Consider the following 15,626-nt stretch of genomic DNA (forward strand, 5'->3'; position numbering starts at 1 on the left):
TGGCCTAGTAACAAGGGCTTATAGCTCTAGAGCAAACCACCCGTTGGACGGGTGGTCATGATTTTGTGTCATTGACAAGGCGGGAGGGGCGAGGGTACAATGAAGAAAAGAGATTTAAGAACAGCGAGGGTGTTGCAAAATGGGTAAACGAATCAATCTGGAAGAGGAAAAGGAATTGATGGCACTTGGAAAGGCGCTGTCTTCGGAAATCAGACTGAAAATTCTGGGACTTCTGCAGGAAGGACCTTTGTGTGTCAATGAAATTGCAGAGTTTTTGAACATTCCTGCTTCTTCCGCAGCGCTTCATGTACGGGTGCTGGAGGAGGCGGAACTTATCCGCACAGAGCTAAAGCCGGGTATTCGGGGCTACATGAAGCTGTGTATCCGTCAGGAAACCAGTGTGGTGCTGGATTTACAGAAAAAATCCAAGGAGCAGAGGGAAGAAGTGATTTCCATGCCTGTAGGAAATTATGTGGATTATAAAATTACTCCTACCTGCGGTATGGTAAATGAAGAAGAGTATATTGACGGAGAGGATGAGCCGCGCTGCTTTTACGACCCCAGACGGACCACGGCCAAGCTGGTGTGGTTTTCCTCCGGTTATCTGGAATACCGTTTCCCCAATGCGGGTATGCAGAAGGAGCCGGTAAAGTCTCTGGATTTTTCTGCAGAGTTATGTTCAGAAACAGCGGATTACAATCTGGACTGTCCTTCGGATATCACACTCTGGATTAACGGCATAGAGGCGGGAACCTGGACTTGCCCTTCGGATTTTGGAGGGAGAAGGGGGAAGTTAAATCCGGACTGGTGGGAAGATAAAAACAGCCAGTATGGTAATCTGAAAAACTGGCACATTGATGAGACCGGTACTTACCTGGACGGTCTGCAGGTCAGCGGACGGGGAATTGAAGCGTATGCTTTGGCCGAGGGACCTTATGTGTCAGTGCGCATCGGCATTAAGGAGGACGCAGAGCATGTAGGGGGTGTGAATATTTTTGGGAACTGTTTCGGAGATTATCCCCAGGATTTGGTTATGCGCCTGAAATATTAAGGCGGAGACGGGATTTCTTTGAAAAAGGGCTTTACATCTTGTTTTTCTGTGCTATAATTTCGTTATAAACAAGAAAGATGAATTAAAACATAAAAACTGTTTTAAATGAGAGAAGGGAATTGTGCAGGTCTGTTTTACAGGATGACACAACAGAATTGGGAGGAAGCAAATATGTTGAATAAAGATATCAGAGATTTGGTGCAGTATGGAATGGATGCAGGACTGGTGCCGCCCTGTGAAAAAAATTATACCATCAACCTGCTGCTGGATATGTTCCATGAGGACGAATACCAAGAGCCGCAGGAAGAAATCTGTGCCGATTTGGAGACGATTTTAAAAAGTCTTCTGGATGAGGCGGTAAAGAGAAACATTATCGAAGACAGCATCGGATACCGGGACTTGTTTGATACAAAGATTATGAACTGTCTCATGCCCCGTCCGTCCCAGGTGCAGGAAAAATTCTGGAAAGAATACGAAAAGAGCCCTCAGGAGGCTACGGATTATTTTTACAAATTAAGCCAGGACAGCGATTATATCCGCCGCTACCGCATTAAAAAGGACAGAAAATGGACCGTGGACAGCCCGTACGGTACTATTGACATTACTATCAATCTGTCCAAGCCGGAAAAAGACCCAAAAGCCATTGCTGCAGCAAAGAACGCAAAGCAGAGCAGCTATCCCAAATGCCTGCTGTGTATGGAGAACGAAGGTTATGCAGGACGGTTGAATCACCCGGCCAGAGAGAATCACCGGATTATTCCCATTACCATAAATGATTGCCAGTGGGGCTTTCAGTATTCTCCTTATGTGTATTACAATGAGCATTGTATTGTGTTTAACGGACAGCATGTACCTATGAAAATTGAGCGAAATACCTTTGTAAAGCTGTTTGACTTTATCAAGCTGTTTCCTCACTATTTTCTGGGTTCCAATGCAGACCTTCCCATTGTAGGAGGTTCTATTTTAAGCCACGACCATTTCCAGGGCGGACATTATACCTTTGCTATGGAAAAGGCACCTATGGAAAAGGAAGTCACCATTTCGGGATACGAAGATGTAGAGGCCGGCATTGTAAAATGGCCGTTGTCTGTGCTGAGAATTCGCAGCAAAGATGAAAAACGGCTGATTGATTTGGCCAGCCATGTACTGGAGGTGTGGAGAGGCTACACCGATGAAGAGGCGTTTATCTTTGCTGAGACAGAAGGAGAACTTCACAACACGATTACACCGATTGCAAGAAAAAGAGGAGAGTTTTTTGAACTGGATCTGACTCTGCGCAATAATATTACCACAGAAGAACACCCACTGGGACTGTATCACCCTCATGCAGCCTACCACCATATCAAGAAAGAGAATATCGGCTTAATTGAAGTTATGGGTCTGGCAGTACTGCCAGCCAGACTGAAAGAGGAACTGGAGCTTCTGGCTTCCTGCCTGCTGGAAGGAAAAGACCCTGCACAACATGAAATGCTGGTAAAACATGCAGACTGGGTAAAAGAATTTTTGCCGAAATATCCAAACCTTACCAAGGACAATGTGATGGACATTCTGCAGGAAGAAGTGGGACAGGTCTTTGTCCATGTTCTGGAAGACGCAGGGGTTTACAAATGCACGGAAGAGGGCCGGGAAGCGTTCCAGCGTTTTATCCACGCTTTATAATTCTAAAGAGAAAAACAAAAAAGATAGGTGTCCTGCCTGTCTTTTTTGTTTTTTTTATGCTATACTACTTGATAAACAAAGAAAAGAGGGATAGTTATGCATCCGGTATACGAAAAACTCCAGGGCTGTCTGGCCAGTATCCGGCAGAAGACAGACTTTGTGCCAAAGGTGGCGCTGATTCTAGGCTCCGGTCTGGGAGACTATGCAGAAGAGATAGAAATTCACCAAATCATACCATACGAAGAAATACAGGGCTTTCCCGTGTCTACCGTACCGGGACACAAGGGACGATTCGTCCTTGGATATGTAAAGGGCGTGCCTGTTATCATTATGCAGGGCAGAGTTCACTATTATGAGGGGTATTCCATTACAGATGTGGTGCTTCCGGTGCGTCTGATGAAGCTTTTGGGAGCCGAGATTCTGTTTCTTACCAATGCGGCGGGAGGAGTGAATTTTGACTTCCGGCCGGGAGATTTTATGATGATTACAGACCAGATTTCCTCCTTTGTCCCATCGCCGCTGATTGGCTCCAATGTGGAAGAACTGGGAGAGCAGTTCAGCGATATGAGTGAAATCTATGATAAGGATTTGCAGAAGCTTTTAGAGAGCACGGCAGAAGAATTGCGGATTCCTCTTCAGAAAGGGGTTTATATCCAGCTTACCGGTCCCAATTACGAATCTCCGGCAGAAGTGCGTATGTGCAGAATTCTGGGTGCAGACGCAGTAGGTATGAGTACGGCCTGCGAGGCTGTGGCGGCCAATCACTGCGGCATGAAAATCTGCGGAATTTCCTGTATTACCAATCTGGCCTGCGGCATGAGCGAAACCCCTTTAAACCATAAAGAGGTACAGGAGATAGCAGACCAAAAAGCCCCGGATTTCAAGCGGCTTTTGACGGCTGCGCTATCCCGTATGTAAGACAAAAATGAACCAGATAAGGAGAATACAATGAGGGAAAAAATCCTGCTGATAGACGGACACAGTATTTTAAACAGAGCCTTTTACGGCCTGCCGGATTTGACCAATTCCGAAGGGCTTCACACCAATGCCATTTACGGCTTTTTAAACATCCTGTTCAAAATGATGGAAGAAGAAAAACCGGATTATCTTACGGTTGCCTTTGACCTTTCGGCGCCCACCTTCCGGCACAAGATGTACGACGCCTATAAAGGAACCAGAAGACCCATGCCCCAGGAACTGCGCCAGCAGGTGCCGGTGATGAAGGATGTGCTTGGCGCTATGGGGGTGCCCATTCTCTCTATGGAGGGGTATGAGGCGGACGACCTTTTAGGAACGATTGCCAAACGGAGCGAGGCAAAGGGCATGGATGTCACCGTGCTTTCCGGAGACAGGGATTTGCTGCAGCTGGCTACAGACCATATCTGCATTCGTATTCCAAAGACAAAGGGCGGAAAAACCACCATTGAAGATTATTTTGCAAAAGATGTGCAGGAGGCTTATCAGTTAAGTCCGCTGCAGATTATTGAACTGAAAGCCCTGATGGGAGATACGGCGGATAATATTCCGGGGCTTCCCGGAGTGGGAGAAAAAACGGCTACCAAGCTGCTCTTAGAGTACGGCAGTGTGGAAAATGCCCATGCCCATGCAGAGGAAATTAAGCCCAACAAAGCAAAAAATGCTTTTTTAGAGCATTATGATTTAGCGGTACTCAGTAAGGATTTGGCAACTATCCGCATTGACAGTCCGGTGGAGTATGACTGGGAAACTGCCAGAATCCATGATTTATATACTCAGGAAGCCTACGAATTTTTTAAGGAACTGGAATTTAAAAATTTCCTTTCCAGATTTGAAGAGACCGGAAATACCAGCAAGGCAGAAGAGCATTTTGCAACCATTACGGATTTTGCAAAAGCAGAGGAACTTTTTGCACTGGCTCAAAAGAAAGAGCGGGTGGGACTGGAACTTCTGGAAGAAAAAGGAATGATTCTGGGGCTTGGTCTGGCTTATGAGGAAGAAGGGGATTTGCAAGTGTACGGCATGCTGCCCCAGGGATTTCTGACGGAAGCATATCTTCTGGATAAAGCAAAAATGCTCTGTCAGCAGGGAAATGCGGTGGCGTCTTTGAATGTAAAGGCCATGCTGCGGCATATGGATTTAGACCATCATACCGCCATGTTTGACGCCCAGATAGCCGCCTATCTCTTAAATCCCTTGAAATCCGAATATGCTTATGACGATATTGCCAGAGAATATCTGGGAGAAATGCTCCCTGCAAAGGAAGACCTGCTGGGAAAACTTTCTTATTCCAAGGCAGCGGCAGAGAAAGAAGAGGAACTGGCAAAAAGCGTCTGCTATATGGCTTATACGGCTTTAAAAGCCAGACAGCCTCTTTTGGAGGCTCTGGAAGCAGCAGGGATGAAAAAGCTGTATACAGATATGGAAATGCCTCTGTTGTTTACCCTTTCCGATATGGAGAAAGAGGGAATCCGGGTGAATGCAGAAGAATTGAAGGAGTATGGAGAAAAGCTGCAGGTGCGGATTGCAGAACTGGAGAAAAGTATCTGGCAGCAGGCAGGGGAAGAATTTAATATCAATTCGCCCAAACAGCTTGGAGTGATTCTCTTTGAAAAGCTGCAGATGCCGGGAGGAAAGAAGACGAAAACCGGATATTCCACGGCGGCAGATGTACTGGAAAAGCTGGCTGCAGATTATGCCATTGTATCGGATATTCTGGAATACCGCCAGCTTACCAAACTGAAATCCACCTATGCGGACGGTCTGGCGGGCTATATTGATGAAGGCGGCCGAATTCATTCCACTTTTAACCAGACGATTACTGCCACAGGGCGTATCAGCAGCACAGAGCCCAATCTGCAGAATATTCCGGTGCGGACAGAACTGGGACGGCTTCTTAGAAAGGTATTTATTCCCCAAGACGGGTATGTGTTCTTGGACGCAGACTACTCCCAGATTGAACTGCGTGTTCTGGCTCATATGTCCGGGGACGAAAAGCTGATACAGGCTTATCGGGAAGCCCAGGATATCCACAGAATGACGGCTTCTCAGGTGTTCCACATTCCTTTTGAAGAGGTAACTCCTCTGCAGAGACGGAATGCCAAAGCCGTCAACTTCGGTATTGTGTATGGTATCAGCTCTTTCGGACTTAGCCAGGATTTGAGCATTACGAGAAAAGAGGCAGAGCAGTACATTAAAAATTATTTTGAGACTTATCCGAAGATAAAGGGATTTCTGGATAATCTGGTACAGCAGGCCAAGGACGAGGGATATGTCAGTACGATGTTCGGACGCCGCCGTCCTGTGCCGGAACTGAAATCCAGCAACTTTATGCAGCGTTCCTTTGGGGAGCGGGTAGCCATGAATTCCCCTATTCAGGGCACGGCAGCAGATATTATTAAAATTGCCATGATTCAGGTCAGCCGCCGCCTGAAAGAGGAAAATCTGAAATCCAGACTGATTCTGCAGATACACGATGAGCTGCTGATTGAAACGGCAGAGGATGAGGTGGAACAGGTTTCCGCCATTCTGGAGCAGGAAATGAAGGGAGCGGCGGAGTTATCCGTATCCCTGGAAATTGATATGCACACCGGCAAAAGCTGGTATGAGGCAAAATAAATAGAGAAATGCGTTACAAAGGAGGAAGTGTCTATGAGGATTATAGGAGTAACCGGCGGCGTGGGAAGCGGCAAAAGCGCGGTATTGAATTATATGGAAGAACATTTCGACTCCAGAGTGGTAAAGGCAGATGAAGTGGGGCATATGCTGATGATGCCTGGAAGAGAGTGCTATGAACCGGTGATTCAGCTTTTCGGGGACTGGGTGGTAAGGGAGGACACCTCTTTGGACCGGGCAGCCATTGCATCCATTGTCTTTGATAATCCCGAAATGCTGAAAAAGCTGGACGATATTGTACATCCGGAAGTAAAAAAATACATTTTAAGGGAAATTGAACGGTCCAGAAAAGAAGAGACGGAATTTTTTTTTATTGAGGCAGCTTTGCTTCTGGAAGAAAAATATGATGAAATTTGTGATGAGATATGGTATATTTATTGCGAAAAAGAAGTACGCATGGAAAGACTGCGCAGAGACAGAGGCTATTCAGATGAGAAAATCAAAAAGCTGATGGACAACCAGCTTCCGGAAGAGGTCTTTGAAGAGCGCTGTGATTTCCAATTATATAATGATGAAGATGTAGCTCATACTTATCTTCAGATTGAACGGAAAATGAGGACATATTATGAATCTTTGTAGTATAGCCAGCGGTAGCAGCGGAAACTGTATCTATGTGGGAAGTGATACCACAAGCCTGCTGGTAGATGTAGGAATCAGCGGAAAACGCATTGAAGAGGGACTGCGAAGCATTGACCACACCACCGGGGACTGCGACGGTATTTTGATTACCCATGAGCACTCCGACCATATCAAAGGTCTTGGGGTGATTTCCAGAAAGCACAAAATCCCCATTTACTGCACCAGGGGAACCATGGAGGCCATGCAGTCCATGAGCAGCCTGGGGAAAATGCCGGAAGGGCTTTTCCGTCCCATAGAGGCAGACAAAAAATTTCAAATCGGGGATTTACAGGTGCAGCCCTTTGCCATTTCTCATGACGCGGCAGAACCGGTGGGATACCGGGTAAATCATGGTACAAAGTCTGCAGGCATTGCCACGGATTTGGGATATTATGATGATTACATAGTGCAGAATCTCTCCGGACTAGATGTGCTTTTGCTGGAAGCCAACCATGATGTAAATATGCTGCAAGTGGGAAGTTATCCCTATTATTTGAAGCAGCGTATTTTGGGAAACCGGGGACACCTTTCCAATGAAACGGCAGGCCGCCTTTTGTGCCGTCTGCTGCATGAGCGGATGAAAGCTGTTTTTCTGGGACATTTAAGTCGGGAGAACAATTACGAAGCGCTGGCTTATGAAACGGTCTGCTCCGAGGTGACTATGGGGGAAAATCCCTGGAAATCTTCGGATTTTAAAATTGCTGTGGCACACCGGGAGCAGGTGTCGGATTTGGTAACTGTGTAAAGACAGCAGGTAGAAAGAAACATTTTACAAATAAAATAAGAAATGAGGAGCTAATCATGAAGAAGACCATTATTACCGTTGTGGGAGAAGACACCGTAGGAATTATTGCAAAGGTATGTACTTACCTGGCAGAGAACAAAATTAACATTCTGAATATTTCTCAGACGATTGTAGACGGATATTTCAATATGATGATGATTACAGATACCAGCATGTCTGCAAAAAAACTCAATGTGATTTCCGAAGAACTGGAAGAGATTGGAAATGGAATCGGCGTGGTGATTCGTGTGCAGTTAGAAGACATTTTCACAAAAATGCACCGGATTTAAGAAGCAGGCAGAAAGGACGGAAAATCACCTATGATTAACATGTATGAAGTCAATGAGACAAATAAAATGATTGAGGAAGAAAACCTGGACGTGCGCACCATTACGCTGGGTATCAGTCTTCTGGACTGTATTGATTCCGATTTACAGCAGGTGAACCGTAAGGTTTACGAAAAAATTACGGGACTGGCCAGACATCTGGTGGAAACAGGAGATGATATTTCCAAGGAGTTCGGAATTCCGGTTGTCAATAAAAGAATTTCTGTAACCCCTATTGCACTTGTAGGCGGTGCAGCCTGCAAGACACCGGAGGATTTTGTCAGTCTGGCAAAGACGCTGGATAAGGCGGCGAAAGAGGTGGGCGTCAACTTTATCGGGGGCTATTCTGCCACCGTGTGTAAGGGCATGACAGCGGCAGACGAGCTTTTGATTCGTTCTATTCCTGAAGCGCTGGCTTCTACGGAGCGGGTATGCAGTTCTGTGAATCTGGGTTCTACCAAAACAGGAATCAACATGGATGCCGTGCGCCTTATGGGCAGTATTGTTCTGGAAACGGCTCAGGCTACCAAGGAAGAGGATTCTCTGGGCTGTGCAAAGTTGGTGGTATTCTGCAATGCTCCTGACGACAATCCGTTTATGGCAGGTGCTTTTCACGGAGTGACCGAGGCAGACGCGGTTATCAATGTAGGCGTATCCGGTCCGGGTGTTGTGAAAAAGGCGCTGGAACAGGTGAGAGGCAAGAATTTTGAAGTGCTCTGCGAAACGATTAAAAAGACGGCCTTTAAGATTACCCGCGTGGGACAGTTGGTGGCTCAGGAGGCGTCCAGACGTCTGGGGATTCCTTTCGGTATTATCGACCTTTCTCTGGCGCCGACTCCGGCTATTGGAGACAGTGTGGCAGATATTCTCCATGAAATCGGTGTGGAATATGCAGGCGCGCCGGGAACCACGGCTGCTCTGGCTCTTTTAAATGACCAGGTGAAAAAAGGCGGTGTGATGGCTTCCTCTTATGTAGGCGGATTGAGCGGTGCTTTTATTCCGGTCAGCGAAGACCAGGGTATGATTGACGCAGTTGTAGCGAATGCCCTGACCATTGAAAAGCTGGAGGCTATGACTTGTGTCTGCTCCGTAGGGCTGGATATGATTGCGATTCCCGGAGATACAAAAGCAACCACGATTGCAGGCATTATTGCAGACGAATGTGCCATCGGTATGGTAAACCAGAAAACTACAGCCGTGCGTGTGATTCCGGTTATCGGCAAAGGCGTGGGAGAAACGGTGGAATTCGGCGGTCTTCTGGGCTATGCGCCGGTTATGCCGGTGAATCCCTATTCCTGCGAAAACTTTGTGAACAGAACCGGAAGAATCCCGGCGCCGATTCACAGCTTTAAGAACTAAGGAGAAGAGGAAATGGAATCTCTTTGGTCGGTACTGAGTATTGTCATACAATTTTCCGGGGTTTTTGGTATTTTTTATGTGATTCGCGGCATGTATATGTTCCGTAAGAAAAAGTTTCTCACCGCGGGATTTGATGAAACCCAAAAAGAAGAAAACCGGGCATGGTGCAGAGGCGAGGGCACGGTATGCCTGTACTGGGGCGTTTTGCTGCTGCTTCTGAATGTGTATGCATTTGTTGCGGCGTGGACAACAGGGCAGCTTTCTATGGTTGTAGTCATGGTGTTTGTGCTGTTGTTCTGCGCAGGCTGCGGGGGACGTATTCGGAACAATCTGAAATACAGAAATAAACAGAACCAGAAAATAAAAAGAATATAAGAAAAGTGAAAAGAGCAGAATCTGGAGAGTACGGCATCTCTGGATGCTGCTCTTTTTCGCTGGAATTTTAGATTTCTATGGTTTTCGTTGCTATTTTCTGGCGGAATGTGCGGTCATGTTCTACGAAAATCATGGTGGGTGCAAATTCCAGTATGAGTTCTTCTATCTGCATACGGGAATAGATGTCAATAAAGTTCAGGGGTTCATCCCATACATAGAGATGAGCCTGCTCACAGAGACTTTTGGCTACCAACACTTTCTTTTTCTGGCCTTCTGAAAAATCCTGCATATCTTTCAGGAACTGTGTACGGGCAAAGTCCATTTTCCGCAGCAGGGTTTTCAGCAGGGTTTCTTCTATCTGGTTCTGGGCCGCAAAGTCCGAAAGTGTGCCTTTTAAGTGGGAAGTGTCCTGTGGAACATAGGAAATTTGAAGCCCGGAACCTACGGTAACTGTGCCTGTATGAGGAACAGATATCCCGGTCAAAAGTTTTAAAAGGCTGCTTTTGCCGCTGCCGTTTTTTCCATGCAGCACCAGACGGTCCCCTTGCTGTACAGAAAAGGAAAGCGGGCCGCAGACAGGTTTCCGGTCATAACAAATGCAGATATGGGAAAAGGAAGCCAGAGTATCTGTATGATATTTCTGAGGGAAAAGCTTTAAATTTTCCGTATATTCTGCATTTTTCAAAAGGCCGGATTTTTCTTCTATGGCCTGTTTCTGCCGGGCTTCAATCGTTTTTGCACGTTTCATCATTTTAGCGGATTTATGGCCAATATAGCCTCTGTCTACAGGTCCGTTTCCATATTTGGCAGTTTCTGTGCGGACAGACCAGGCAGAAGTTCTCTGGGCCGCCTGCCGCAAATGGGAAATATGAAACCACCATCCGACAGGAACTGAAACGGTGCGCCGATGAAATTGCTTCGGTGGATGTGTCCATGCAGACGATACGGGATATTCTCCGCAGTGAAGAATGGGAATAAAAATCCTTGACATATATAGATAACCGATATAGTATATAGTTAATCGATATATCGAAAAACTATATGCTATATTTTTGTTTGAAAATGTCTGACACAAGGAGGTAGAAAATGGCAATCAGTAAAACAATGGTTTCCGGCAGTATGACGATGTTGCTTTTAAAGCTGCTGTCGGAAAAAGATATGTATGGGTATGAAATGATTTCAACATTACGGCAGCGTTCTCAAAATGTTTTTGAGCTGAAAGCGGGAACCCTCTATCCTTTGCTGCACACCATGGAGGAGAAGAAGCTTCTGCAATCTTATGAGCAGGAAATCCAGGGGAAAATGCGGAAATATTACAGCATTACCAGAGAAGGCCGCAGAATGCTTTCTGAGAAAGAGGCGGAGTGGCGGGAATATGCCGGAGCAGTAACCAGTGTCTTAGGATTGGAGGGGTGACAAATGGAAGAATATTTACAAAAAGTACTGGAGCAGATACGCTGCAAGCAGGCCCGAAAAATGGTGGAAGAAGAACTGCGGGGACATTTGGAAGAGCAGATTTCAGACAATCTTCTGGAAGGCATGGACAGGGACGAGGCAGTGAAAAGGGCGGTAGAGGATATGGGAAGCCCTGTAGAAACCGGAATTTCTCTGGATGCCCTTCACAGACCACAGATGTGTTGGTCTATGATTATCCTCATAGGGTTTATCAGTTTTCTGGGAATTGTGATTCAGACCGTGATTGGAAAAAGCGATGGAACCTTGGGAAACAGCCACATTATCCGCTATATTTTTCATGTGGTGCTGGGCTTTGGCCTGATGCTGGGCGTATACCGCCTGGACTACAGTTTTCTGGGAAAATATGCAAAATTTCTGGCAGGACTGGGCGGACTTTTCCTTTTCCTGCAGGCAGAGTTTTTCCCTGTATCTGTGAATGGCGCCAATAGCTGGATAACGCTTCCCGGAATCGGAACGTTTTCCATATCTTCCATGTTGTATCTGGCGATTCCTCTTTATGGAGGAATTTTATATCAGTATTATGGACAGGGAATACGGGGAATTGGCAAATGTCTTCTGTGGCTGCTGATTCCGGTTTATCTGGCTTACCGTATGCCACATCTTTTTCAGGCCGGATTTTTGTTTCTGGTGGAGGGGGTTCTCTTGAGTTATGCGGTATGGAAAGGCTGGTTTCAGGTGAAAAGGGGAGTTTTTCTAGGAATGTTCTGGGGAATAACGCTGGCGCTCCCGGCAGGGATTGCCGTGTTGGGGGTGAAACTTCATTGGTTTGCCCCTTATCAGATAGACAGAATACAGTATTATCTTGGACGACTGGGACATATTTCTGGATTTTCAACAGAAGTGATAAGAGAAAATGGCAGATATGATGTGGTTCCGTTTTTAAGCGCCAGTTATGGTGTCATAGCCGCTGTGGTTGTGGTTGCTATGGTGCTGATTCTGGCCATGAAAGGGCTGCATGTGGCAAAGAAACAGAAAAATCAGCTGGGAATGATGATTGGTTATGCAGGTGCATTATTTTTCCTCTTTATGACACTTTTTCACATAGGGGAAGCTGCCGGATTTTTCCCTGGAACGACCAGTTTTCTGCCCTTCCTTTCTTCCGGCGGCTCAAACCTTCTGGTATCTTATGTGGTTCTGGGACTTCTGCTCAGCGTGTACCGCTATCAGAACCTGCTTCCTGCAGAGCAAAAGAAAACCGTTGTTCACAAAAGAACAGGCGGCTTTTGCAAATCATGAACAAAAGCGGTCTGTTTTTTTATATGCAGTACGGACTGGTAGAGGTTGGAGACAAAAATATCTGTCTCAAAAGCAGAAATTTCTTCCTTAGGCAGCCGTTTTTTGTAGTCCGCGGCTTTTGTGAGGACAGGAATCGTACTGTTGTTCTGTAAAAGCCGGAGAAATTCGGAACTTTTCTTTTGAAAGCCAAGCAGCCGCACATAACCGGGAGCATGGGAAGGCAGGTCTGCCGGAATTTCCAGGAGCGTGTGGAGCAGGGCGCGGTTAATTCTGGTACGGGTCAGTTCCTTTGTTTTTAAAAGTCCTGCAAACTGGGAAAAGGACATAAATTCATTCAAACGGTTGCAGATTCGCCTGGCCAGTTCCGGGGACATGTCGGCATACTGACAAAGGCTGTCGGGGGTACTGCGCATCAGTTTGTATTTTAGCAGCAGGGAGAAATCGTCCTCGGTCATCATGTCTTCTTTTGTCAGATTGTGGGGCAGAGAGGCTACCATTTCCGGCTGTGTCCGGGTGAAAAGTGATAAAAGAGCCGGGAGAAATTCTCTGGAGTCCGTATCCTGTAATTGGGAAAGGCTTCTGCGGACAGCGGAGGCGCTGGGATAGCTGTTTTCCAGTTTTTCGGCGTGATAGGCGCTGCCTTCCCGTTTCAGTGTTACCGGACGTATAGAACTTTTCAGTGAAAGCAGCGCTTTGCAGTATTCGACTCCCAGAATATTGTTTGGCGTATCTAAAAATTCGTTGTTCCATGGACCGGAAAGGAATTTTGCGCCGTATTCTAAGAGTGCAGCTTTGCGGGCTGAGGGGAAAGAGAGGCCCTTTTTCAGGTTTTCTTTTAAAGAAATCTGAAAGGCTTCCGGTTCTTTCGACAAAATTTCAGCCGTGGCCATACAGGGAGAGAGTTCTCCGCTTTCGCTGCCAAAGCAGAGAAAATCTATACCATGTAAAGCATTTAGAATTCCTATGCTGCCTTTGGCAAAATATTCTGCACTGGAGGAGGCGTAATAAGAGGGGAGTTCCAGCACCACATCAGCCCCTCCCAGAAGCGCCATTTTTGTCCGCAAATGTTTGGAAAAAACAGCAGGAGTGCCCCGCTGGACGAAATCACCGCTTAAAACGACTACAGCATAGTCTGCTCCGGTCAGTTCTTTGGCTTTTTCTATGTGATAGGCATGTCCTTTATGGAAAGGGTTATATTCCGCTATGATTCCGACTGCTTTTTTCATGGTAAAATCCTTTCTGTAAAAATTGTGTTCTGTTACTATATAAACATATGAGGGAGTTGTGTGCAAGGAAAAAATAGAGAATATAAAATTGTCAAGAAAAAATACTTGACAGCCGTAGAATCCTGTTGTATGATAACCAAGGTGATTACGAATGGAAAAATTTGTAGAACAGACTTTGCTGTATGATTTCTACGGAGAGTTGTTGACAGCTCACCAGAGAAGAATCTACGAAGATGTGGTTTTAAATGACTACTCCTTAAGTGAAGTGGCCGACGAGCTGGGTATCAGCCGGCAGGGCGTGCATGATAATATCAAGCGCTGCAACAAGGCTTTGCAGGATTACGAAGCAAAGCTGCATCTGGTAGAAAAGTTTGTGAATATTAAAAAAAAGGTCCATCGTATTCACAAGCTGAGCAGAGAATGTGAAAATCTTAGCAGACAGGAACTGGTTTCCCAGGTGGAAAGTATTTCTCAGGAAATCTTAGAGGAGTTATAACAGATGGCATTTGAGAGCTTAACAGACAAACTTCAGAATGTATTTAAGAATTTAAGAAAAAAAGGACGTTTGACCGAAGCCGATGTAAAGGCTGCCTTAAAAGAAGTAAAGATGGCGCTTTTGGAAGCGGACGTCAGCTTCAAGGTAGTAAAGCAGTTTATGAAGGCTGTGCAGGAGCGTGCTATCGGACAGGACGTTATGTCTGGTCTGAATCCGGGTCAGATGGTCATTAAGATTGTAAATGAAGAGCTTGTCCGCTTAATGGGAAGTGAAACAACAGAGATTGCCTTAAAGCCCGGCAATGAAGTGACCGTTTTGATGATGGTGGGACTTCAGGGTGCCGGTAAGACTACAACCACTGCAAAGCTGGCAGGAAAGCTGAAGTCCAAAGGAAGAAAGCCTCTCCTGGCTGCCTGCGACGTCTATCGTCCGGCTGCAATCAAACAGCTGCAGGTAAACGGAGAAAAACAGGGTGTGGAAGTCTTCGCCATGGGAGATAAAAACAGCCCGGTGGACATTGCAAAAGCAGCTTATGAGCATGCAAAAAATGAGAAGTATAATGTGCTGATTCTGGATACGGCAGGACGTCTTCACATTGATGAAGATATGATGAAGGAACTTGCCCAAATCAAAGAAGCCATTGACGTAGACCAGACCATTCTGGTGGTAGATGCCATGACCGGACAGGATGCGGTAAATGTGGCAGAGACCTTTGGAGAAAAAGTTGGAATCGACGGAGTCATTTTGACAAAGATGGATGGTGACACCCGAGGCGGTGCGGCGCTTTCCATTAAGGCCATCAGCGGAAAGCCGATTTTATATGTGGGTATGGGCGAGAAGCTGTCCGATTTGGAACAGTTTTATCCCGACCGTATGGCGTCCCGTATTTTAGGGATGGGGGATGTCATGAGCCTGATTGAAAAGGCACAGGCCAATCTGGATGAAGAGAAAGCCAAAGAAATGGAGCAGAAGTTCCGCAAAAATTCTTTCGGATTTGACGACTATCTGGAAAGCATGAACCAGATGAAAAACATGGGCGGTTTGTCCAGTGTACTGAATATGCTTCCGGGTGTGGGTTCCCAGATTAAGGACATTGACAGCATGGTAGATGAAAAGGATATGGCGAGAAAAGAAGCGATTATTCTGTCCATGACCCCAAAAGAACGTTCTCATCCCGAAATTTTAAGCCCTTCCAGAAAGAACCGGATTGCCAAAGGCGCAGGTGTGGATGTGGCGGAAGTCAACCGTATGGTCAAACAGTTTGAACAGGCCAAGAAAATGATGAAACAGATGCCCGGACTGATGGGCGGCAAAGGTGGTAAAAGAGGAAAATTCAAACTTCCCTTTTAACATATATGAAACTTTATGA

Annotated in this window: 14 protein-coding genes and 1 pseudogene; 13 read left to right on the forward strand and 2 right to left on the reverse strand. The window is 46.1% G+C overall.

The window, feature by feature from the left end:
* Positions 1–139: 139 nt before the first annotated feature.
* The 9 genes from WKT17_RS13660 to WKT17_RS13700 all read left to right on the forward strand — a co-directional run bounded on the left by WKT17_RS13660 (position 140) and on the right by WKT17_RS13700 (position 9,823).
* Positions 140–1,051, forward strand: a complete 912-nt coding sequence (locus WKT17_RS13660) for an ArsR/SmtB family transcription factor (protein ID WP_173749497.1) — start codon at positions 140–142, stop codon at positions 1,049–1,051.
* A 171-nt stretch (positions 1,052–1,222) separates the two neighbouring features.
* A complete protein-coding gene (gene galT / locus WKT17_RS13665; protein ID WP_173749496.1) occupies positions 1,223–2,710 on the forward strand; it encodes a UDP-glucose--hexose-1-phosphate uridylyltransferase in 1,488 nt (495 codons plus the stop codon).
* 96 nt (positions 2,711–2,806) lie between these two features.
* Positions 2,807–3,628 (forward strand): purine-nucleoside phosphorylase, encoded by an 822-nt coding sequence (locus tag WKT17_RS13670; RefSeq protein ID WP_173749495.1) that lies wholly within the window; start codon positions 2,807–2,809, stop codon positions 3,626–3,628.
* A 30-nt stretch (positions 3,629–3,658) separates the two neighbouring features.
* Positions 3,659–6,304: a DNA polymerase I gene (gene polA, locus WKT17_RS13675; RefSeq protein WP_291683353.1), complete on the forward strand. Its 2,646-nt coding sequence runs from the start codon at positions 3,659–3,661 to the stop codon at positions 6,302–6,304.
* 33 nt (positions 6,305–6,337) lie between these two features.
* The gene (coaE, locus tag WKT17_RS13680) at positions 6,338–6,940 is read left to right on the forward strand and encodes a dephospho-CoA kinase (RefSeq protein WP_173749493.1); all 603 of its coding nucleotides are present in this window, start codon (positions 6,338–6,340) and stop codon (positions 6,938–6,940) included.
* Entirely contained in the window at positions 6,927–7,724 is a 798-nt protein-coding gene (locus tag WKT17_RS13685) for an MBL fold metallo-hydrolase (protein WP_173749492.1), read from the forward strand. The genes coaE and WKT17_RS13685 overlap by 14 nt, the downstream gene beginning before the upstream one ends.
* Positions 7,725–7,780: 56 nt before the next feature.
* Positions 7,781–8,053: an ACT domain-containing protein gene (locus WKT17_RS13690; protein WP_173749491.1), complete on the forward strand. Its 273-nt coding sequence runs from the start codon at positions 7,781–7,783 to the stop codon at positions 8,051–8,053.
* Positions 8,054–8,083: 30 nt separating this feature from the next.
* Entirely contained in the window at positions 8,084–9,448 is a 1,365-nt protein-coding gene (locus WKT17_RS13695) for a PFL family protein (protein ID WP_173749490.1), read from the forward strand.
* 12 nt (positions 9,449–9,460) lie between these two features.
* The gene (locus tag WKT17_RS13700) at positions 9,461–9,823 is read left to right on the forward strand and encodes a hypothetical protein (RefSeq protein ID WP_173749489.1); all 363 of its coding nucleotides are present in this window, start codon (positions 9,461–9,463) and stop codon (positions 9,821–9,823) included.
* A gap of 67 nt (positions 9,824–9,890) precedes the next feature.
* Here WKT17_RS13700 and WKT17_RS13705 read toward each other — a convergent pair.
* A pseudogene (locus WKT17_RS13705) lies at positions 9,891–10,691 on the reverse strand (ATP-binding cassette domain-containing protein); the annotation flags it as partial.
* 218 nt (positions 10,692–10,909) lie between these two features.
* Between WKT17_RS13705 and WKT17_RS13710 the strand changes: the two are divergent.
* Both WKT17_RS13710 and WKT17_RS13715 read left to right on the forward strand, forming a co-directional pair.
* Entirely contained in the window at positions 10,910–11,239 is a 330-nt protein-coding gene (locus WKT17_RS13710; RefSeq protein WP_173749487.1) for a PadR family transcriptional regulator, read from the forward strand.
* A gap of 3 nt (positions 11,240–11,242) precedes the next feature.
* Positions 11,243–12,535 (forward strand): FtsW/RodA/SpoVE family cell cycle protein, encoded by a 1,293-nt coding sequence (locus tag WKT17_RS13715; protein ID WP_291683352.1) that lies wholly within the window; start codon positions 11,243–11,245, stop codon positions 12,533–12,535.
* Here WKT17_RS13715 and WKT17_RS13720 read toward each other — a convergent pair.
* Positions 12,502–13,761: a nucleotidyltransferase gene (locus tag WKT17_RS13720; protein ID WP_173749485.1), complete on the reverse strand. Its 1,260-nt coding sequence runs from the start codon at positions 13,759–13,761 to the stop codon at positions 12,502–12,504. The two genes, WKT17_RS13715 and WKT17_RS13720, sit on opposite strands and share 34 nt — an antisense overlap.
* Positions 13,762–13,912: 151 nt before the next feature.
* On the opposite strand from WKT17_RS13720, the gene ylxM reads away from it, so the two are divergent.
* Both ylxM and ffh read left to right on the forward strand, forming a co-directional pair.
* Positions 13,913–14,257: a YlxM family DNA-binding protein gene (ylxM, locus tag WKT17_RS13725; RefSeq protein WP_173749484.1), complete on the forward strand. Its 345-nt coding sequence runs from the start codon at positions 13,913–13,915 to the stop codon at positions 14,255–14,257.
* A gap of 3 nt (positions 14,258–14,260) precedes the next feature.
* Complete coding sequence (gene ffh / locus WKT17_RS13730; protein ID WP_173749483.1) at positions 14,261–15,607, forward strand: signal recognition particle protein; 1,347 nt, start codon at positions 14,261–14,263, stop codon at positions 15,605–15,607.
* Positions 15,608–15,626: the final 19 nt, after the last annotated feature.

Source organism: Blautia sp. HCN-20427, from assembly GCF_037890365.1.
GTDB lineage: Bacteria > Bacillota > Clostridia > Lachnospirales > Lachnospiraceae > Blautia.